General features: G+C 73.2%; 19 protein-coding genes. 11 read left to right on the forward strand and 8 right to left on the reverse strand.

Features of this window, described 5'->3' with window-relative positions; translation table 11 throughout:
• Window positions 1-94 precede the first annotated feature (94 nt).
• A complete protein-coding gene (locus ACNF49_RS33485; protein WP_357975472.1) occupies window positions 95-643 on the forward strand; it encodes a TetR/AcrR family transcriptional regulator in 549 nt (182 codons plus the stop codon).
• A gap of 92 nt (window positions 644-735) precedes the next feature.
• Window positions 736-1,167, forward strand: a complete 432-nt coding sequence (locus ACNF49_RS33490) for an ATP-binding protein (RefSeq protein WP_357975469.1) — start codon at window positions 736-738, stop codon at window positions 1,165-1,167.
• Between the two features lie 48 nt (window positions 1,168-1,215).
• Here the strand turns inward: ACNF49_RS33490 and ACNF49_RS33495 are convergent, their stop codons facing one another.
• Together ACNF49_RS33495 and ACNF49_RS33500 are read right to left on the reverse strand one after the other, a co-directional pair.
• Window positions 1,216-1,593, reverse strand: coding sequence for a hypothetical protein (locus tag ACNF49_RS33495; RefSeq protein ID WP_357987111.1), 378 nt, complete (start codon window positions 1,591-1,593; stop codon window positions 1,216-1,218).
• Window positions 1,594-1,651: 58 nt separating this feature from the next.
• Window positions 1,652-2,611 (reverse strand): Ppx/GppA family phosphatase, encoded by a 960-nt coding sequence (locus ACNF49_RS33500; protein ID WP_357987114.1) that lies wholly within the window; start codon window positions 2,609-2,611, stop codon window positions 1,652-1,654.
• Between the two features lie 164 nt (window positions 2,612-2,775).
• Here ACNF49_RS33500 and ACNF49_RS33505 point away from each other — a divergent pair, with 164 nt between their 5' ends.
• Complete coding sequence (locus ACNF49_RS33505) at window positions 2,776-4,017, forward strand: UDP-N-acetylglucosamine--N-acetylmuramyl-(pentapeptide) pyrophosphoryl-undecaprenol N-acetylglucosamine transferase (RefSeq protein WP_482940058.1); 1,242 nt, start codon at window positions 2,776-2,778, stop codon at window positions 4,015-4,017.
• 176 nt (window positions 4,018-4,193) lie between these two features.
• Window positions 4,194-4,925, forward strand: coding sequence for a hypothetical protein (locus tag ACNF49_RS33510; protein ID WP_482940059.1), 732 nt, complete (start codon window positions 4,194-4,196; stop codon window positions 4,923-4,925).
• On the opposite strand, the gene ACNF49_RS33515 is transcribed toward ACNF49_RS33510, so the two are convergent.
• Entirely contained in the window at window positions 4,910-5,797 is an 888-nt protein-coding gene (locus ACNF49_RS33515) for a hypothetical protein (protein WP_357987123.1), read from the reverse strand. The genes ACNF49_RS33510 and ACNF49_RS33515 overlap by 16 nt on opposite strands.
• A gap of 49 nt (window positions 5,798-5,846) precedes the next feature.
• A complete protein-coding gene (locus ACNF49_RS33520) occupies window positions 5,847-7,319 on the reverse strand; it encodes a hypothetical protein (RefSeq protein WP_482940060.1) in 1,473 nt (490 codons plus the stop codon).
• Between the two features lie 155 nt (window positions 7,320-7,474).
• On the opposite strand from ACNF49_RS33520, the gene ACNF49_RS33525 reads away from it, so the two are divergent.
• Both ACNF49_RS33525 and ACNF49_RS33530 read left to right on the forward strand, forming a co-directional pair.
• Window positions 7,475-8,131 carry a response regulator transcription factor gene (locus tag ACNF49_RS33525; RefSeq protein WP_357987129.1) on the forward strand — a complete coding sequence of 219 codons (657 nt, stop codon included), beginning with the start codon at window positions 7,475-7,477 and terminating at the stop codon, window positions 8,129-8,131.
• The gene (locus tag ACNF49_RS33530) at window positions 8,128-9,267 is read left to right on the forward strand and encodes a sensor histidine kinase (protein ID WP_482940061.1); all 1,140 of its coding nucleotides are present in this window, start codon (window positions 8,128-8,130) and stop codon (window positions 9,265-9,267) included. Before ACNF49_RS33525 ends, ACNF49_RS33530 begins: the two co-directional genes overlap by 4 nt.
• 22 nt (window positions 9,268-9,289) lie before the next feature.
• Here the strand turns inward: ACNF49_RS33530 and ACNF49_RS33535 are convergent, their stop codons facing one another.
• Together ACNF49_RS33535 and ACNF49_RS33540 are read right to left on the reverse strand one after the other, a co-directional pair.
• Window positions 9,290-12,115 (reverse strand): NACHT domain-containing protein, encoded by a 2,826-nt coding sequence (locus tag ACNF49_RS33535; protein WP_482940062.1) that lies wholly within the window; start codon window positions 12,113-12,115, stop codon window positions 9,290-9,292.
• A 76-nt stretch (window positions 12,116-12,191) separates the two neighbouring features.
• Complete coding sequence (locus tag ACNF49_RS33540) at window positions 12,192-14,057, reverse strand: propionyl-CoA synthetase (protein WP_482940063.1); 1,866 nt, start codon at window positions 14,055-14,057, stop codon at window positions 12,192-12,194.
• A 57-nt stretch (window positions 14,058-14,114) separates the two neighbouring features.
• Between ACNF49_RS33540 and ACNF49_RS33545 the strand changes: the two genes are divergently transcribed.
• Both ACNF49_RS33545 and ACNF49_RS33550 read left to right on the forward strand, forming a co-directional pair.
• Window positions 14,115-14,753 carry a nucleotidyltransferase domain-containing protein gene (locus ACNF49_RS33545; RefSeq protein WP_482940064.1) on the forward strand — a complete coding sequence of 213 codons (639 nt, stop codon included), beginning with the start codon at window positions 14,115-14,117 and terminating at the stop codon, window positions 14,751-14,753.
• Window positions 14,750-15,505, forward strand: a complete 756-nt coding sequence (locus ACNF49_RS33550; RefSeq protein WP_482940065.1) for a nucleotidyltransferase domain-containing protein — start codon at window positions 14,750-14,752, stop codon at window positions 15,503-15,505. Before ACNF49_RS33545 ends, ACNF49_RS33550 begins: the two co-directional genes overlap by 4 nt.
• Window positions 15,506-15,538: 33 nt before the next feature.
• Here ACNF49_RS33550 and ACNF49_RS33555 read toward each other — a convergent pair whose 3' ends face one another.
• Complete coding sequence (locus ACNF49_RS33555) at window positions 15,539-16,474, reverse strand: GNAT family N-acetyltransferase (RefSeq protein ID WP_357987147.1); 936 nt, start codon at window positions 16,472-16,474, stop codon at window positions 15,539-15,541.
• 241 nt (window positions 16,475-16,715) lie between these two features.
• Here ACNF49_RS33555 and ACNF49_RS33560 point away from each other — a divergent pair, with 241 nt between their 5' ends.
• Together ACNF49_RS33560 and ACNF49_RS33565 are read left to right on the forward strand one after the other, a co-directional pair.
• On the forward strand, window positions 16,716-17,717 hold the full coding sequence (locus ACNF49_RS33560) for a hypothetical protein (protein WP_482940066.1): 1,002 nt from the start codon (window positions 16,716-16,718) through the stop codon (window positions 17,715-17,717).
• A gap of 85 nt (window positions 17,718-17,802) precedes the next feature.
• On the forward strand, window positions 17,803-18,318 hold the full coding sequence (locus ACNF49_RS33565; protein WP_482940067.1) for a hypothetical protein: 516 nt from the start codon (window positions 17,803-17,805) through the stop codon (window positions 18,316-18,318).
• 78 nt (window positions 18,319-18,396) lie between these two features.
• Here ACNF49_RS33565 and ACNF49_RS33570 read toward each other — a convergent pair whose 3' ends face one another.
• Window positions 18,397-19,191, reverse strand: a complete 795-nt coding sequence (locus ACNF49_RS33570; RefSeq protein ID WP_357987156.1) for a class I SAM-dependent methyltransferase — start codon at window positions 19,189-19,191, stop codon at window positions 18,397-18,399.
• 124 nt (window positions 19,192-19,315) lie between these two features.
• Here ACNF49_RS33570 and def point away from each other — a divergent pair, with 124 nt between their 5' ends.
• Window positions 19,316-19,882: a peptide deformylase gene (def, locus tag ACNF49_RS33575; RefSeq protein WP_482940068.1), complete on the forward strand. Its 567-nt coding sequence runs from the start codon at window positions 19,316-19,318 to the stop codon at window positions 19,880-19,882.
• Window positions 19,883-19,887 lie beyond the last annotated feature (5 nt).

The following is a 19,887-nucleotide window of genomic DNA, read 5'->3' on the forward strand; positions in this document are numbered from 1 at the left end:
CACCCCCAGATTTGATCTTGCTTACTTGCCGACCGGCAAGCTTAGAATAAGCTAGATACTTACTTGCCGACCGTCAAGTCGAAACAGGTGCAAAGTGCGGGAAGACACGCGGGCGCGGATCCAGGAGATCGCGCTGAAACTCTTCACGGAACAGGGTTACGAGGCGACCTCGCTCCGCGAGATCGCGGAAGAGCTGGGCGTGACCAAGGCCGCGCTGTACTACCACTTCAAGACCAAGGACGACATCATCGGCAGCCTGGTCGACCTCCGGGTGGCCGAGCTGCAGGAGCTGCTGGAGTGGGCCAGGAACGCGCCGAAGACCCCCGAGACCCGCCGCGAGCTGCTCGCGCGCTACGCCGAACGGCTGCGCCAGCCCCGCTATCTGGCCGTCGCCCGCTTCCTGGAGAGCAACCAGACGGCGATGCGCAACCATCCCCAGCTGGCCAAGATGCGCGACACGATGATGGAGCTCACCGCCGAGATGAGCGACGCCGGCGCCACGCCCACCGAGCGCATCAGCCGCTCGCTGGCGCTGTTCGCGCTGCACGCGGGCAAGTGGCTGTCGATGGCCGGCGAGGGGCTGACCGAGGAGGAGATCGACAAGGCGTGCATGGAGGTGGCGCTGCGGCTCGTGGAGCAGTAGCGGCCCCTGTGGCCCTCTGACGGCGGAACGGACGATTGGCGCGCCGGATCCGGGGCAGAAGGCTCGCACGCATCCAGACGGGAGGAGACGCAGTGGAGGCGACGATAGCGCTCCGACTGCCCAGGGATGCGGCGAGCGTCCCGCTGATCAGGCAGATGCTGGACGGCACGCTGCGGTCGCTCGGCGTCGAGGCCCAGATTCGCGACGACATCGAGCTGATGCTGACCGAGGCGTGCGCGAACGTGATCAAGCACGCCACGCCCAGCGACGACTACACCGTCAGCGCCTGCGTGCGCGACGACCTGTGCGTCATCAAGGTCATCGACACGGGGGGCGGTTTCGACCCGGACAAGGTGATCGAACCCGGCCCGGGGGCCGAGCACGGACGGGGTCTGCAGATCATGCGCGCGCTCGCCGACGACATCCGGTTCACCAACGTGCGTGAGAACGGGGCGATGGTCTGCCTGGAGAAGAAGCTGCGCTTCGCCCCCGGGGCGGCTGGACAGCATCTCATCGCCAGGTGACCCGCACACCGGGGGCCGGGCCGCCGCGTCAGCGGCGGCCCGGCCTTCTCACTGTTCGTTGCCGGAGACGGCGGTGGAGGTGAGGCCGGAGGGCCTGCGCCCGCGGGCGCTCCGGCCGGGACGGCTCACGTCGGGACGCCGGTCGCCCCCGCGGATCACGGGCGCGAGCCGGAGACGGCGGCTCACCAGGGGCGTGCCGCCGCTCAGCTTCGCCCGCAGCCGCGCGGGCGCCTCGGGGGCGCTGAGTTTCAGCGGCAACCGTGCCCCTCGGCGGGTCAGCCGCCGCCACAACGTGTGCCAGTCCACCATCGTTCCGGCCAGCGCGCCCATCGCCAGCACCGCGACCACCGCGATGACCAGGACGGCCAGGACGATGAGGACGAAGACGATCACCAGGGAGCCGATCGTACCGAGGACTGTCAACATTGGGCGAAAAGTGCCCGCTCACCAGCGAATTATGCCAATTTTTTAGGATAGATCGGCCTTACTCGGCAATCCCCGTGGACTGGTCCAGCCGTCCGGGCAGGAGGTCGAGCCGGCGCAGTATCACGCCCTCGCGCAGCGCCCACGGGCACACCTCCAGTCGCTCGACCTCGAACAGGTCCATGGCGGCGTCGGCCACCAGCGCCCCGGCCGCCAGTTGCGCGGCCCGCCCCTCCGACACCCCGGACAGCTCGGCCCGCTCGGCGGAGCTCATGCCGGTCAGCCTGGCCGCCCAGGCCGCCATGTCCGCCCGCGAGAGCGCGCGCGAGACGTACGGGCCCTCGCTGGAGGCGGCCGCGCCGGCGATCCTGGCGAGCTGCTTGAAGGTCTTGGAGGTGGCCACGGCGCGGTCGGGCTCGCCGTACCTGGCCACGTCGCCGACCGTGCGGGCGATCTCCGTACGGACGTGCTTGCGCAGCTTGCGCACCTCCTCGGCGGACGGCGGGTCGCCGGTGAACCAGTCGCGCGTCAGCCGCCCGGCGCCGAGCGGCAGCGACACCGCGACGTCGGGCTCCTCGTCCACCCCGGCGGCGATCTCCAGCGAGCCGCCGCCGATGTCGAAGGCCAGCAGCCGCCCGGACGACCACCCGAACCACCGCCGCACCGCGAGGAAGGTCAGCCGGGCCTCGTCGCGCCCGGACAGCACCGCGATGTGCACGCCGCAGCGCTTGTCGATCTCGGCGAGCACCTGCTCGCCGTTGGCCGACTCGCGCACGGCCGAGGTGGCGAAGGCGAGCAGGTCCTCCACCCCCTTGTCCTCGGCCAGGCGCACCGCCTCCTCGACGAACGCGCCGAGCCGTTCGATGCCCTCGGGCGCGAGCCTGTTGTCCGCACCCAGGTACTGGGTGAGGCGCAGCTCTTCCTTGTGGGAGTAGGCGGGCATGGGCCGCGCGCCCCGGTGGGCGTCGACGACGAGTAAATGGACGGTGTTCGAGCCGATGTCCAGCACGCCTAGTCGCATGGGAAAACGCTACCGTTCTGCGGCTTTTCCGGCGAAGCCGGCTCCGCCCCGGCCGAACGGGGCGGAACCGGCCGGCCGCCGCCGGGCTGCCGCGCGCGCGTCGAACACGCCCGGCGGCCGGACCGGGCACACGGGCTTCCGCCGCGCGGCCATAGTCTGATCGCATGTCACGAACCCTGCGACTGCTGATCACCGGCGGCGGCACCGGCGGTCACACCTATCCGGCCCTGACGACCCTGTCGGCCGTCCAGCGACGTCAGGTGCCGCACGACGTGCTGTGGGTGGGCACGGAGAACGGCCTGGAGGCCCGGATCACGGCCGAGCACGGCATCCCGTTCAAGGCGATCACCACGGGCAAGCTGCGCCGCCGTCCCAACCTCAAGGAGCTCGGCACCAACATCGCCGACGTGTTCCGCATCCCCGTCGGGGTGTTCCAGGCGGTGGGGCACGCCGCCCGCTACCTGCCCGACGTGGTGCTGTCCACCGGCGGGTACGTGGCGGTGCCGATCGGCGTGGCGGCCAAGCTGATCCGCCGCCCGCTGGTCATGCACGAGCAGACGACCGTGGTGGGCCTGGCCAACCGCATCCTGGCCAGGCTGGCGACCCGGATCGCGCTGTCGCACGAGTCGTCGCTGGAGTACCTGCCGCCCTCGGCGCGGGCGAAGGCCGTGGTGACCGGCAACCCGGTGCGGCCGGAGCTGCTGCAGGGCAACCGGGCGGCGGCCTACGACCTGTTCGGGCTGACGTTCGAGGTGCCGCTGATCTACGTGACCGGCGGGGCGCAGGGCAGCAAGCAGATCAACACGCTGATCGCCGAGATCCTGCCGCGGTTGTTGCCGCACGCGCAGATCGTCCACCAGTGCGGGCCGGCCTGGATCGACCAGATGCGGGCGGTCGAGGTGCCGCCCGGCCTGGCCGACCGTTACCACCCGGTGCCGTACGTGGGGGCCGAGCTGCCCGACCTGTTCGCCGCGGCCGACGTGGTGATCTCGCGCAGCGGCGCGGGCACGGTGTCGGAGCTGACCGCGATCGGCAAGCCGTCGCTGCTGATCCCGCTGATCCCGACCGGGGGTGACGAGCAGCGCAAGAACGCCGGCTACCTGGTCTCGGCGGGAGCCGCGCGGGCGTTGCTGGAGCCGCGGCCGACGGCCGAGCAGCTGCTGGCCGAGCTGATGCCGATGCTGGCCGATCCCGGGCTGCGCGCGGCGATGGGGCAGGCGGCGGGCAAGCTGGGCCGCGTCGACGCCGCCGACGCCCTGTGCGACCTGCTCCTGGAGGCCGCCCACGGCGGAACCCACCCGCCGCACGCCGCCGGCTCCCCCGCTCCGCACGTCCAGGGCGGTCAGGGCGGTCAGGGATTCGGGGGCCCGGCTCCAGGTAGCGGAAGGCCTCGTGGGCGGAGCTGACGCTCCGCCTCAGCGCCTGGTCCAGGCGGTCGGCGTCCTCGGTCAGGCGGGTCAGCTCGTCCATCGCGGCGTCGCCCGCGCCGGTCTCGGCGACGAGCTCCTCGTACTCGTGCAGCCGCGCGCGCAGCTCGGCGATCTGCTGCCTGGCCCGGTAGGCGCGTTCGGCCTCGGCCACGTTGGCGGCGTACCGCTCCAGCGCCTCCACGCGGGCCACGACGGCCTCCTCACTGCTGTCCAGCGCCCTGGTGAGGGGTTCGGCCACGGCCGCGACCTCGGGCGCGCTCTCCCCCGCCAGGGTCTGCCGGTGCCTGGCGCGCAGGCCGGACAGCTTGGCCAGCAGGCGGGCGATCTCCCACTCCTGGGCGGGCAGCATCACCGCGTTGCGCACGTCGTCCAGCAGCCCTTCGAGGTTGACCCGCGACTGCGACACCGTGGCGACCGCCCGCTGGGCCCGGCGCAGCAGCCTGCGCGAGGACTCGTCGAGGTCGTCGAGGAGCACGTACCGGCCCTCGTGCCGGACGGCCTGGGCGTGCACCCGCCGCTCGTGCTCGGCCTCCTCGCCCTCCGGCGTCTCGGTGCGGACGAACGTCACGATCATCAGCGGGATGGCGAGGAGCACGAGCAACAGCGGCCCCAGGGAGCGGCCGAGCCCGCCGGCGCCCAGCAGCAGGCCGAGGCAGACGGTCGCCCCGCAGACGGCGCCGAGCCGCCAGTACGGCGCGGCGGGCAGGCCCGGGGCGTCCGGGACCCAGCCCCTGCGCGTCCTGAGCAGCAGCCGCCGGTTGTCCCTGAGCAGCCGCGCGTCGGCCGGCGGCACGCCTGGGTCGACGATCACGTCGGCCATGATGTCGGATCGGATGGGGATTCACCTCCTGCGAGGGCGGTTCCGAGGTCAGCTCTCCAGGTAACGGAACGCCTCGTGCGCCGACCGCACGCTGCGCCGCAACACCTGCTCCAGGTGGTCGGCGTCCTCGGCGAGCCGGTCGATCTCCGGGACGGCCAGCGCGTCGGCGCCGGTCTCGGCCAGCAGCTCCTCGTAACGCGGCAGGCGGGCGCGCAGCTCCTCGATCTGGCCGCGGGCGTGGTAGGCGCGTTCGGCCTCGGCGACGTGCCCCGCGTAACGTTCCAGGGCCTCGACGCGGGCGATCATGGCGGCCTCGCTGGTGGCCAGGGCCCTGTCCAGCGGCTCGATCACGGCGGCCACCTCGGGGGCGATGCCCCTGGACACCAGGGCCGCGTGCTCGGCGCGTAAGGCCGACAGCTTGGCCAGCAGGCGGGCGATCTCCCACTCCTGGGCGGGCAGCATGAGCGCGTTGCGGGCGCCGTCGAGCAGCCCCTCGGCGTTGACGTGCGAGCGCAGCACCGAACCGATGGCCCGCTGCGCCCTGGTCAGCACGTCCGCGGCGTCCCGGTCGAAGTCCTCGGGCAGCAGGTAGCGGTCCCGGTACGGGCGGGCCCGCTCGTACACCTCGCGGTCGCGCGACACGTCGTGCTCGGGCAGCTCGCTGATCGACGCGATCTTGACCAGGACGATGAAGACGAACGTGCCCAGCAACGTGAACCCGGCGGCCGGGTGGGACAGGGCCAGCAGCACGGCCATGAGCGCGACCACCCCGGGCGTGGCGGCCAGCAGGGCGACGCTGGAGACGTTCCGGAACCGGCCCGGACGCGCGTCGGCCGGCGGCACCCAGCCCGACCGGATCCTGGACAGCAGCGCGGCGTTGGCCCGCAGCATCCCCGCGACCTCCGGAGGAACCCCCGGATCGACGACCACACCCACGCTCTGTCCCGGCACCTTGGCGCCCCCAACGCTCGCGATGCAGTGGATATTACGTATTTTTTCGCAAGGATGTCAGCCTCCGAAAGGTCAGGCCCGGAAACCCCCAGGTCCGCGGTGTCCCCGAGACGGCCCCCGCGACGGCCAGAGCGGCGGACACGCAGGCGAAGGGGATGGCGGGCAGGACGTAGCGGTGGTCGAAGTCGAGGGCCGCCACCGGGGCCAGGAGCAGGAACGCCGCGATCGCCCAGGGCAGCAGCGCGGCGCGCCGGCGTCCGGCCGAGCCGAGGCCGCCGGCCAGGAGCAGCACGCCGAAGACCGTGCCGTGCAGGAACCAGGGATAGGGGTAGGCGGCCAGGATCGAGGCGTACGGCTCGACGGAGCTCATGCCGCGGATGCCGGGGTCGTACTCCGAGCGCACCTTCGCGACGAGGGCGTGCTGCTCGGGCAGCGGCCAGGAGCCGCGGGGGAAGGTGGTGGACGGGTTCATCCGCCGGGGGTGGGGCACCGGCGACCAGGTGAAGGCGAGGGAGGTGTCGCGGGCCACCTCGCGCAGGTAGTCCAGCGGCTGGGCGGCGATGGCGCGCAGGGCGAAGGACCTGGCCAGGTCGTTGTGGGCGAACCGGTCGCCGGGGAGCCGGTTGAGCGAGGCGCCGGGGGCCCAGACGTACTCCGAGGCGGCGTCGGCGACGGTGCCGTTCGGGCAGAGCGGGGCCTCGGCGGGCGGCGGCTTGATGATCGAGCAGTCGGCGAAGGTCATGGTCCTGGCCCACAGGGCGACGCCGTCGGAGCCGCTGAGGGCGAAACGGCCGTGGTGCTGGGCGTACCAGCCGGCGTAGGCCGCCAGCGGGAGGGCGCCGGCCAGCACCAGCGCGGCCACCCGCCGCCAGGGCGCGCGGCGCAGCAGCAGCCAGCCGGCCGCCAGGGCGAGCAGCGGCACGGCGGCGGTCCTGGTCAGCCCGGCCAGCGCGAGCAGCAGCCCCGCCACCGCCGCGGCCCGCGCCGACGGCACGCCGGGCCAGAGGCCCCGCGGCGCGCCGGAGGGGGCCCGGCGCCACATCAGGACCACCAGCGCGGCGGTGATCAGGAAGATGACCTGCAGGTCCGACAGCACGGCGTGCTCCAGCCGGAGGAAGGACGGGTCGAACAGCACCGGCACGGTCGCCAGGGCGGCCCCCCAGCCGGGCAGCGAACGGCGGCGCAGCAACGCGTAGATCATCACGCCGATCCCCAGCCCCATGGCGTGCTGCACCCCGGCGATCAGTTCCACGCTGCGGAAGGGCCGCAGGGCCCACAGGAACCAGGAGTACCCGGCGGGGTGGAAGGCCGCCTGGGGTTGCATGTGCACGGCGGTGTCCAGGTACGTGAAGGAGTCGTACCAGTAGAGCTGCGCCGTGTCGTAGCCGAGTATGACCAGCACGCGCAGTGCGGCGGCCAGCGCCAGGACGCAGGCGAACAGCCCGTGGCCGCGCGGGCGGCGCGCGGCGGGCGCGAGCGGACGCGTCCCGGCCAGGGTGGCTGCCATGACCTTCTCCCCCGTAGCCGACCGGGCCGGTCCCGGTCGTGAGGGAGGCAGTCCAGCGGGACGCCGATAACCTGAGCGTCACCGGAAGTGGTTACGCCCGCGTTATGCGGTCTGGTCCAGACTTGCGGCATTTATGATCTTCTTGGGGGCTACACGTGCGGGTTTTGATCGCCGAGGACGAGCGCATGCTCGCCGACTCGATCGCCGAGGGGTTACGGGGCGAGGCTCTCGCCGTCGACGTCGCCTATGACGGGGAGGCGGCGCTGGAACGGCTCGGCGTGCACGACTACGACGTGCTGATCCTGGACAGGGACCTGCCGGGGGTGCACGGCGACGAGGTGTGCCGGACGGTGGCGGAGCAGGATCGGCTGGTCAGGGTGCTCATGCTGACCGCGTCCGGCGACGTGCGCGCGCGGGTGTCGGGGTTGTCGCTGGGGGCCGACGACTACCTGACCAAGCCGTTCGCGTTCGAGGAGCTGGTGGCGCGGGTGCACGCGCTCGGGCGGCGCGCCCGCCGGGCCGACCCGCCGATGCTGGAGCGGGCGGGCGTGCGGCTGGACTGGGCGCACCGGCAGGTGTTCCGCGACGGCGTGTACGTGCCGCTGGCCCGCAAGGAGTTCGGCGTGCTGGCCGAGCTGCTGCGCGCCCAGGGCGCGGTGGTCTCGGCCGAGGACCTGCTGGAGAAGGTCTGGGACGAGCACATCGACCCGTTCACCAACACCGTGCGGACCACGATGATGAAGCTGCGCAAGAAGCTCGGCGAACCGCAGGTGATCGAGACCCTCCCCGGATCGGGGTACCGCATCCCATGACCGTACGCATGCGCTTCGCCCTGGCCTGCGCCGGGGTGTTCTTCTTCCTCGGCGCCCTGGCGGTGACCGGGGTGTACTTCGTCGTCCGGTCGCAGCTGGAGTACCGGGCGGACCTGATCAGGCCCGACTTCCCCCGGCAGTACTCCTACGGCGACTCCTACGAGGCCGCCTACCGCAACGCGATGCGGGTGCGCGCGGCCTACCAGCGCGAGACGCTGAGCGGCGTGCGCACCCTGGGCGGGCTCATCGTGCTGGCCGCCACGGCCGGGGCGTTCGGGGTCGGCTGGCGGGCGGCGGGCTGGGTGCTGCGGCCGGTCAAGACGGTGACCGAGACCGCCCGCCGGGTCGCCCAGAGCCACGACCTGACCGAGCGCATCGGGTACGAGGGCCCGCGCGACGAGGTCAAGGAGCTCACCGAGATCTACGACACCATGCTCGGCCGGCTGGCCCGCTCGTTCGACGGGCAGCGCCGCTTCGTCGCCAACGCCTCGCACGAGCTGCGCACCCCGCTGACGATCAACCGCACCCTGGTGGACGTCGCGGTGCGCCGCCCCGACGCCACCGACGACGTCAAGCGGCTGGGCGAGTCGCTGCTGCTGGTCAACGCCCGGCACGAACGCCTCATCGACGGCCTGCTGGCCCTGGCCGAGGGCGAGCAGGCGGTGCTGGACCGGCGGCCCTTCGACCTGACCGACGTCGCCGAGCACGTGCTCGACCAGGCCGGCGAGGAGGCGGCCGAGCGGGAGGTGACGATCCACCGGCTGCTGGACTCGGCGCCGACGACGGGCGAGGCGGTGCTGGTCGAGCGGCTGGTGCAGAACCTGGTGGAGAACGCGATCCGGCACAATCAGCCCAAGGGCGAGGTGTGGGTGACGACGCGGCGGCGGGCCGAGCAGGTCGAGCTGGTGGTGGCCAACACCGGGCTGCACGTCCCGCCGTACGAGATCGAGACGATCTTCCAGCCGTTCCGGCGGCTGCACGGCGACCGGCTGCGCTCGGAGCGGGGCAGCGGGCTCGGCCTGTCGATCGTGCGGGTCATCGCCGAGGCCCACAAGGGCACGGTCACCGCCAGGCCGCGCGACGAGGGCGGCTTGACGATCACCGTGGAGCTGCCGGTGGATCAATCCGTGCCCTGACCGTGATCGCGCCGCCGGTGGATCAGTCGGCGCCCTGGCGGATCTGCCAGAGTTCCTCCTCCGGCACGCCCGCCTTGACCAGTTGCTCCCAGGTCGCGACGCGCTCGGTCGGGTCGGCCAGCACCAGGCCCAGCAGCGGACGCAGCTCGGCGTGGTCGGCGCCGTCCGCGCGCCACAACGCGCCCAGCGCCCGGTGCACCGCCGGGGACCGCACGGCCGCCGTCTCCACCAGCTCCCGCAGGACGGCCACCCGGTCGTGGAAACGCAGCGCGCGCCCCTCCCCCACGGCCAGCATCAGCAGGTCGAGCAGCCTGCGGTGGCGGGGCGCGTGACCGGTGGCGGCGGCGACGATCACGTCGCCCATGGCGGTGCCCTCGGCGCCGCCGAGGATCACCTCCTCCTGGCCACGCCCCGCGACGCGGTGCGCCGACAGGGCGTTGACCAGACCCGTCCAGCCCTCGTGCCCGAGCTGGCCCTTCCACAGGTGGCTGAAGGACGCCCAGCGGCCCAGCGGGTCGGGCCCGCCCAGGATGTGCGAGACGGGCACGGGCTCCGGCGAGGCGGCCACGATGAGCAGCGCCAGGTTGGCCGAGTAGGCGGCCAGGCGGCGGGTGACGGGATGGCGTACCGGCTCGAAGCCGGTGAAACAGCGGCGGCGGCGCTCGTACAGGGACCGGCGCAGCAGCCCGGCCAGGTGGGCCACGCACCGGGCGCGTACGGCCGCCGGCACCTCGTCCAGCAGCTCCAGGATGAACCCGACCGTCGGCCCCCGCTCGGCCAGGCAGGAGAACGACGTGACCGCGTACAGCAGGTCGTCGTCCACGCTCTGGGCCAGGGCCAGCGGCTCGTCCCCGGCCAGGCGGCGGCGCCGGTCGAGGTCGCGCAGCGCGTACACGGTCAGCCAGGCCGTCAGGAACTCGCCGAAGGTGGAGTGGAGGAAGGAGTGGCCGTCCCGGCGGATGAAGAAGAAGCGCTCGGTGGCCCGGCGGGCCCAGTCGACGGGCGGGCGCGGCTCGCCGGGCTCGTCGGGCTCGTCCTGACCGCCCTCGCACAGGGCGGGCAGGTCGCGGGCGAGGTCCTCCTCGGTGATGACCTGGCGGCCGCGGGCGAGCATGGACAGGGCGACCGTGCCGAGCAGGACGAGCTCGCTGTCGATCGCCACCCGCTGCGGGGTGGCCGTCTCGCGTTCGGTGAAGTCGCGCAGCAGCACCTCGTACAGGCGGGCGCGGCCGATCGGGCGGTGCTCGCGCTGCAGGGCGTTGCCACCGGCGTCGTAGAGGGCGAGCAGCAGCAGGAGCAGCGGCTGCCGGGCCATCTCGCCCTGGGCCAGCGCGGTCGCCGCGGGCAGCGGCTTCAGGTCGCGCCGGGCCAGCAGGGCGCGGTTGGCCTGGTCCCAGATGTCGAGCCACTGGCGCACCTGGTCGTCCTCGAACGGCTGGAGCTGCAGCGCCAGCAGCCCGTCGGGGAACCTGATGCGGTCGGCCACCACGGTCCGGCTGGTCACGATCACCACGACGGGCCGCCCCAGCGCGGCCTCGCGGCGCTGGAACTCCTGGAGGTGCCCGAGGTAGTCGTAGCGGTTGACGCCGCCCTGCAGCAGCTCGTCGAAGCCGTCGAGCAGGATCACCGGCAGCGCGCCGTCGCCCGCGGCGACCAGGTCGGCGTAGGCGACCTCCTCCTCCAGCACGGCGGCGACGGCCTGCTCGATCTGCTCGGTGACCGGCGCGCGCGGCGAGACGCGCGGCAGCTCCACCCTGATGGGCAGGAACTCCGACCTGGCCAGCCGGGCGCCGAGCACCTCGGTCAGCTTGGACTTGCCCGAGCCGGGCTCGCCGAGCACCAGCAGGGGCGCCTGGGTGGCGCGCAGCGAGGTGAGGTGGCCGACGAGGAACGCCTCGGCGTCGGGCAGCAGGCGCTGGTCGCGCCACCAGCCCACAGAGGAGGGATCGGACTCGCGGGCCAGCTCGGCGACCCGGCAGCGCGGGCTGAGATAGCCCTCGCCGAGCAGCGGGAGCGAGACGTCCTCGGGCAGCTTCCCGGCGGCCAGCAGGGGACGGTCGAGCGCGTTCGCGGCCATCCTGGCCCGGTGGATCATGGGACGGTCGCCGACCCGCGGCGGGGCCAGCTCGGCCAGCAGCCAGGCCACCCGCGACAGGCCGGTGCCCGGCGTCTGGCGGTCGGTGACCAGGCTGCGCACGCCGAACTCGTGGCTGTCCAGGGACAGCGAGCGGAAGTCCTCGTCGTAGATGCGCAGGGCGTGCGCGGGCGGGCCCTCGGCCAGCATCCGGGGTAACAGGAGCTGGTCGTCGACCGGCAGCTCGTCCCACACGCTGAGGCCGCCGACGAACCCGGCCATCGCCTCCGACATGCGCAGGTGGGCGCGTTCGACGGCCTGGCGGGTCTCGGCGAAGGGCACGTGCGGCTCGGGGGTGGGCAGGCGTTCCATGAGGAGACCGGCCACCAGGCGGGCGAAGCGCTCGGGGGTGGGCACGCCGTGGGAGATCTTGTCGGCCCGGTCGAGCTGCTCCAGGGTGAAGGGCAGCTTGGCCTCCCCCAGCGCCTCGAACCAGGCCGAGACGACGATCACGGCGTGCGCGGCGGCCAGGCGCTGGGTGCGGGTGTAACGGTCCACGCCGCTCTTCAGCTCGGGCAGCCTGCGGATGACCTCCTCGCCGTAGCGCACGACGTCGGAACGCAGGTCGGCCAGGCCCATGGTGAGCAGCCCGCCCCCGGCCAGCGCCCACCCCGTGCGGGCGGCGGCCGCGGCGAAGCCGACCACCTTGACGAGCCTGCCCTCCTTGCAGCCGAGCACCCTCAGGGCGTCGGCGTAACTCGGGGTCTCGATCATCAGCCTTCTCTCCGGGACCGGGAGGTCCCATCATGCGCCGGGAGGCGCCCCCGGCGCTGCCCGGATGCCCGCTCCGCTATGGACCGTTCACCGCGTCGGCGATCTCCGGCAGCACGCCGGGGTCCTCGATGGTGGACGGCGTGGCGTACGGCCTGCCGTCGGCGATGTCGCGCATCGTGGCGCGCAGGATCTTGCCCGAGCGCGTCTTGGGCAGCCGGGCGACCACCACGGCCCGGCGGAAGGCGGCGACCGGCCCGACGTGCTCGCGCACCAGGGCGGTCAGCTCGCGCTCGACGTCGGCCGGGTCGCGGGCCGCGCCGGACTTGAGCACCACGAACCCGACCGGGAGCTGCCCCTTCAGCGCGTCGGCCACCCCGATCACCGCGCACTCGGCGACGTCGGGATGGGCGGCGATCACCTCCTCCATCGCGCCCGTGGACAGGCGGTGGCCGGCCACGTTGATCACGTCGTCGATGCGGCCCATGACGTAGAGGTAGCCGTCGGCGTCGATGTGGCCGCCGTCGCCGGTGAGGTAGTGGCCGGGGTAGCGGGACAGGTAGGAGGCCGTGAAGCGTTCCTCGTCGCGGTAGAGGGTGGGCAGGCAGCCGGGCGGCAGCGGCAGCCGGACGGTGACCGCGCCCTCCACGCCGGGCGGGCACTCGCGGCCCTCGGCGTCGAGGACGCGCACGTCGTAGCCGGGGACGGGTTTCGTCGGCGAGCCCGGCTTGATCGGCAGGGTCTCGATGCCGACGCAGTTGGCCGCGACGGGCCAGCCGGTCTCGGTCTGCCACCAGTGGTCGATGACCGGGACGCCGAGCAGGTCGCCGGCCCAGTGGTAGGTGTCGGGGTCGAGGCGCTCACCGGCGAGGAAGAGGTGCCGCAGCCCGGACAGGTCCCACTTTCTCGCGAAATTGCCGGCCGGATCTTCCTTCCTGATGGCCCTGATCGCGGTGGGCGCGGTGAACAGCGTGCGCACGCCGTGCTGGGCGGTCACCCGCCAGAACGCGCCGGGGTCGGGGGTGCCGACGGGCTTGCCCTCGTACAGGACGGTCGTGCAGCCGGTCAGCAGCGGCGCGTAGACGATGTAGGAGTGGCCGACGACCCAGCCGACGTCGGAGGCCGCCCAGAAGACCTCGCCGGGGGCGGCGCCGTAGACGTTGGTCATGCTCCAGCGCAGGGCGACCGCGTGGCCGCCGTTGTCGCGCACCACGCCCTTGGGCAGGCCGGTGGTACCGGAGGTGTAGAGCACGTAGAGCGGGTCGGTGGCGGCCACGGCCACGCATCCGGCGGGCTCGGCGGCGCGCACGGACTCGTGCCAGTCGAGGTCGCGGCCCGGCGTCAGCTCGGCCGGGCCCTGCGGGCGCTGCAGGATCACGCAGTGGGCGGGCCGGTGGGCGGCCTGGTCGAGGGCGGCGTCGAGCAGCGGCTTGTAGGCCACGACGCGGGCCGGCTCGATGCCGCAGGAGGCCGAGAGCACGACCTTGGGCTCGGCGTGGTCGATGCGCAGGGCCAGCTCCCTGGCCGCGAAGCCGCCGAACACCACCGAGTGCACCGCGCCGAGCCGCGCGCAGGCCAGCATCGCGACGACCGCCTCGGGCACCATCGGCATGTAGATCACGACGGTGTCGCCGGCCGTCACGCCGAGCGCCTTCAGCATGCCCGCCGTCCGCGCCACCTCGTCGAGCAGCTCGGCGTAGGTGATCGTGCGGATCGTGCCGGTGACCGGGCTGTCGTAGATCAGCGCCGCCTGGCCGCCGCGGCCGGCCGCGACGTGCCGGTCGAGCGCGTTGTGGCAGGTGTTGAGCCGCCCGTCGGGGAACCACCTGTTCCCGTCGCTGACGACGGCGGGCGCGACGTCCCAGTCGATGTCGCGCGCCGCCTGCGCCCAGAACTCCTCCGGGCGCTGGATGCTCCGCCGGTAAGCCTCGTCATAGCCGCCCACTTTTCGATCAGACCAGCCGCCGGCCCCCGAACGCAAGCCCCGTGGGAGGGTGTCCGGATGAATGACGATCTCATCCTGTCCGTCGTGACGGGCTCGCGGGCGTACGGGCTGGAGACCGCGGCGTCCGACACTGACCGGCGCGGCGTGTTCGTGGCCCCCACCGCGGACTTCTGGCGGCTGTCCAAACCGCCCACGCACCGCGACGGGCCGCTGCCCGAGCAGTTCTCGTGGGAGGTGGAGCGCTTCTGCGTGCTGGCGCTGGAGGCCAACCCGACGGTGCTGGAATGCCTGTGGTCGCCGATCGTGGAGGTGGAGACCCCGGCCGGGCGGCGGCTGCGCGACCTGCGCGGGGCGTTCGTGTCGCGGCGGGCGCGGCAGACCTTCGCCGGGTACGCCGTAGACCAGTTCCGGCGTCTCGACCCGGCGGCGCCCAAGTGGAAGCAGGCCATGCACATGCTGCGGCTGCTGCTCAGCGGCCTGCACCTGATGCGGCACGGCGAGCCGCTGGTCGATGTCGGGGCGCACCGCGAACGGCTGCTGGCGGTCAGGCGCGGCGAGGTCCCGTGGGCCGAGGTGGACGCCTGGCGGGCCGAGCTGGCGGCGGAACTGGCCGCCGCGCCCTGCGTCCTGCCGGAGCGTCCGGACCGCGAACGGGTGGAGGACTTCCTGGTGGGCGTGCGGAAGGAGCACCTGTGAACGGGCTGCCGTCCGGGCTGCCGTCCTGGCTGCCGGAGATCGCCGGCGAGCAGCCGTACCCGGTGGCGTTCTCCACGGTGAGCGGCGCCCACTTGTACGGCTTCCCGTCCGTGGACTCCGACGTGGACCTGCGTGGCGTGCACGTGCTGCCGGTCGAGGAGGTGGCCGGGCTGCGCACCGGGCCGCAGACGCTCGACCGGACGTGGACGCGCGAGGGCGTCGAGGTGGACCTGGTCACGCACGACCTGGTCAAGTTCTGCCGCCTGCTGCTCGGCCGCAACGGTTACGTGCTCGAACAGCTCCTGTCGCCGCTGGTGGTGACCTCCTCGCCGGTGCACGAGGAGCTGACGGCGCTGGCGGCCGGGTGCGTGACGCGGCACCACGCCCACCACTACCTGGGGTTCGCCCGTACGCAGTGGCGGTTGTTCGGGCGTACGGGCGAGCTGAAGCCGCTGCTGTACACCTTCCGCGTGCTGGCGACGGGCACCCACCTCATGCGCACCGGGGAGCTGGAGGCCGACCTGACCCGGCTGCTGTCCTACGGGCCGGCGTACCTGCCGGAGCTGGTGGCGGCCAAGCGGGAGGCCGAGCACGGCGCGGCGCCGCCGGTGGCGGGCGTGGCCGAGGACGTGGCGCGGATGACGGCCGCTCTGGAGGCGGCGCGCGAGGGCTCGGCGCTGCCCGAGCGGGCCACCGCGGAAGACGCCCTGCACGACCTGGCCGTGCGGGCGCGCCTGGCGTCCCGTCCCTGACGGGGTGCGGCCGGTCAGGGACGGGACAGGGGGTCAGGCGGCGCCGGGGTCGGCCGACAGGACCAGCCGGACCGAGACGTTCTCGTACCCGGCGCGTTCGAACGCCCGCGCCATCGGGACGTTGCCCGCGTCGGTGTCGGCCATGATCCCCGGCACGCCGCGCTCGGCGTGGAAGCGGGTGATCTCGCCGAGCAGCTCGTCGACGTAGCCGCGGCCCCGGTGCGCGGGCACCACGCCTAGGTAGCCGACCACGGGCCCGGCGTCGTTGGCGGACGGCAGCGCGACGCCGACCAGGTCGCCGGCCTTGTCATAGGCCAGCCGCCACCAGGACCGATCGCCCCGCATCGAGCGGTTGTCGCGGACGTCCTCGCGGGCCTGTTCCACGGGATCCATGGTCATCAGGGCCTGGCGGGTGTGGAAGTCGAGGGTGCCCTCGGCGACCTGGCGGAAGGCGTCCACGAACACCTCGTCGTCGTCATCGCCGCGGAAGACCAGCCGGTCGGACGGCTCGGGCACCGGCGAGCCGGGCGTCCAGGCGTAGCGCAGGCGTTCCAGCTCCTCGGTCAGCCCGGCGCGGCCGGCGGCCTCCCAGCGCCAGGCGATGGCCGCCGACGCCTTCGGGTCCTCCCGCCAGCCGTTGGAGACGAAGACGTGGTACTCCGGCGTCCGGCCGAACGCGGCGTGCGCGTGGCGCAGCAGCTCGGCGGCCAGCCCCACACGGTCCTCGACGGAGGGGTGGACGTAGACGCAGTCGAGGGCGAGCGGTCGCTCCTCGCCGGCGAAGCCCCACCAGACGGCGCGGGCCAGGATCTCGCCGTTCTCCTCGGCGAGCCAGATCCGGTCGTAGCGGTAGTTGCGGCTCTCCAGGAAGGAGAGCAGCCGGTCGGGATGGGCCCAGCTGATGGATTCGTCGACGACGCAGCCGAGCAGGCGGTCGAGGTCAGCCTCGGCCGCGGTACGGAAAAGCACAGTTCCTCCGAGAAATGAAAATCACACTTACACTGCCAAACATCTCAGTGCCTCCCTTCTCCCGACATTTCGCAGCACTCTAGTCCAAGCCGCCACCGCCCGCCCGCCGTTTTCCCGGACATGATCTTCCCCTCGTGGCCGGAGGACGACGTGAGTACGCTGGACCGCGTCCAGTTTCCGGCGTTTCCCGATCCGGCGGGACGATTCCGATCCGGCCGACGATGAGGACAGGATGGGCTCCGTGAGGTCCAACGACGACGACACGCTGCCGCTGCAACCGCCGATCCGGCTCCCCGACGCCGCCACCCTGGCCTCCGCGGTCCGCGCCGCGCCGCTCGCGGGCGAGCTGAAGGCGCTGCTCGACCCGCCCGACGACCCGCAGCCTCAGCATGGCGACGAGCAGGGGAACGAGCAGGGGCACGAGCGCGCCGGCGACGCGCGGGTGCTGGAGGCGTGGGCGCGGGTGTGCCGGACGCGGCTGGCCGCCGACGAGCGGCTGCTGCTGGAGCTCATCCGCATGTTCCTGTCCAGGGAGCCGGTCGCCGGGCGGGTGCCCCAGGCGCTGACCGATCTGGGGCTGGTGCGGCAGGCGGAGCCGTACACGCTGAGCTGGCTCGGGCTGTGGGTGGCGCGGCTGATCATCGCCGAGACCGCCGGTCAGGAGATCCCCGTCATGGGGACGCTGGCCGGCGCCGACGCCGCCACGCTGCTGCACGGCCTGCGCTCCTACCCCGAGGCCGAGCGGAGCGAGGAGCTGGCGGGCTGGCTGGCCGGCCGCGACCGGGAGCGGGCCGCCGCCGAGATCGCCGGTGCGCTGGCCGGTGTGAGCCCGCTGAGCCGGGCGGTCGGGGTGGATCTGCTGGAGTCGGGCCTCGGCGAGGAGGGCCGCCGGGCGCTGCGCGGGCTGCTGGAGGAGCCCAGGCTGGGCGCGGTGGTCGCGGCCAGGACGGGCCGCGAGGAACGGCCGCCCACCCCCGACGAGATCGCCTGGGTGCTGGTGGACATGGCGGCGGCGCTGCTGGAGTTCGGCGGCGGCGAGGCGGGCGAGGTGATCGACTCGATCGCCATGGGGATGGACGCGGAGGAGCAGGCGGGCACGATCGCGATCCTCGCCTTCGGCGACCACCCGTGGACGGGACGGGTGCTGCGGGTCGTCATCGACCACCACCCGGACGAGCGCGTCACGGCCGCGGCCCGCAAGGCCCTGCGCCGCCTGCGCGGCCTCGCCGACATCCGCACCTGACGGACGCGACTGAGGGGACACGGCTGCGGGGACAGGGCTCCGAGGGGACGCGGGCGCGGCGGCCGGGGCCGGTAGAGTCGGCTCGATGACGAAGCATACGATCTCGCCGCAGAGCGGCATCCTGGGCGACGGCTTCGGCTGCGACTGCGGCGCGGTGCTGGCCGGGCGGATGGCGGCCGAGCTGCACGCCGCCGAGAACGGCCGGTGCTCGGCCTGTCTCGGCTCGGCGGTGGAGCAGCTGGCCCCCGACCTCACGCGAGGGTGCACGGTCTGCGCGGCGACCGGGGGCCGCAAGGAGCAGATCACCTGGCAGCTCGCCCACACCGAGGCCGAGGAGCTGATCACGATGACCGTGGTGCGCGGCATCGTGGCGGGGCTCGACGGGCCCTTCCACCTGTCGGACATCGCCGACACGGTGCGGGCCGGGTTCGGGTTGCCCGCCGGGCGGCTGCCGGTGGGGCCGCGGGTGCGCGACCTGCTGCTCCAGCTCCAGGCGGCGGGCGAGATCGCCATGTTGTCGGCCCCCGACGAGCTGCTGGGCACCGACCAGGTGCTCTACCGCGACCCCCAGTGGCAGCGCACCCGCACCCTCGGCCTCTGAGCCGCACCCCCCAGCGGGTCAGGAGCGGCCCGTCACCCTCCCGGCGGATCACGGGCGGCCCGTCGCCCGCCCCGCGGGTCAGGGGCGGCAGAGGATCTCGCCGTGCAGCACCGAGAGCCAGGCGTCGTCGTCTGCGGCCCATTCCAGCCAGCCTTCGGCCATGCGCTCCAGATCGGACTCGGTGGCCGCGCCCGTGGCGAGCGCCTGCTCGGCCAGGGCCGACCGCCGGACGCGGTCGGCCCACATGCCGCCCCACCACGCGCGGTCCTCGGGGGTGGCGAAGCACCAGGTGGAGGAGGTGGCGGTGACCTCCTGGAAGCCGGCGGCGCGGGCCCAGGACAGCAGGCGCCGCCCGGCGTCCGGCTCGCCGCCGTTCTGGCGGGCGAGCCGCTGGTACAGGGCCATCCAGTCGTCCAGCGCGGGCAGGCGCGGGTACCAGGCGAAGGCCGAGTAGTCGCTGTCCCTGGCCGCGACGTACCCGCCGGGTTTGGTCACCCGGCGCATCTCGCGCAGCGCCCGCACCGGGTCGCCCACGTGCTGGAGCACCTGGTGGGCGTGGACCACGCAGAAGGTGTCGTCGGGGAAGTCGAGGGCGTGCGCGTCGGCGACGGCGAAGTCCACGTTGCCCAGACCGCGCGCGCCGATCTCGGCCCTGGCCAGCGCCAGGGCGTCCGCGGTCACCTCCGACGCCGTCACGTGGCCCACCAGCGCGGCCAGGTCCGCGGTGATCGTGCCGGGCCCGCTGCCCACGTCGAGGAGCCTCATCGCGGGCCGCAGGTGCGGCAGCAGGTACGCGGCCGAGTTCTCCGCGGTGCGCCACCGGTGCGAGCGCAGGACGGACTCGTGGTGCCCATGGGTGTAGACGGCGTCCATCGAAAGACTCCTTCACGACGATGTGTGCTCCGACCTTAACGCGAGTCTCACCTTTCGAGAGGAACCGTCTTTCTATATGAGACGGCCTGGGTCGTCCGGCGTCGCTCGTAGACTGGTCGCGGCAATGTCCTGGCAAAAGGAAGGCGTGGTCGTGGGAGAGGTCCGGCCGATCGTGCACGTGGGCGATCCGGTGCTGCACAATCCGTGCGAGCCGGTCACCCGGTTCGACGGCGAGCTGGCGGCGCTGGTCGACGACATGTTCGCGAGCATGTACGCGGCCGAGGGCGTGGGCCTGGCCGCCAACCAGATCGGCGTGCCGCTGCGCGTGTTCGTCTACGACTGCCCCGACGCCGAGGGCGTCGCCCACAAGGGCGTCGTCGTCAACCCGGCCCTCGAGCTGCCCGGCCTCGGTGAGCGCCGCCTCGACCCCGACGACGAGGGCTGCCTGTCGGTCCCCGGCCAGTTCGCCCCGCTCCCCCGGCCCGACCACGCCACCGTCCACGGTTTCGACGCCGAGGGGCGGCCGGTCACGGTCGAGGGCACCGGCCTGCTGGCGCGCTGCCTCCAGCACGAGACCGACCACCTCGACGGCTACCTGTACATCGACCGCCTGCCGACCAAACGCCGCAAGCAGGTGTTGGCAGCGTACGAGCAGACCAAGGCCGCTAAAGAGGACATTTCTCCGCTATAGTGGAG

The organism is Actinomadura sp. ATCC 39365 (genome assembly GCF_054392275.1).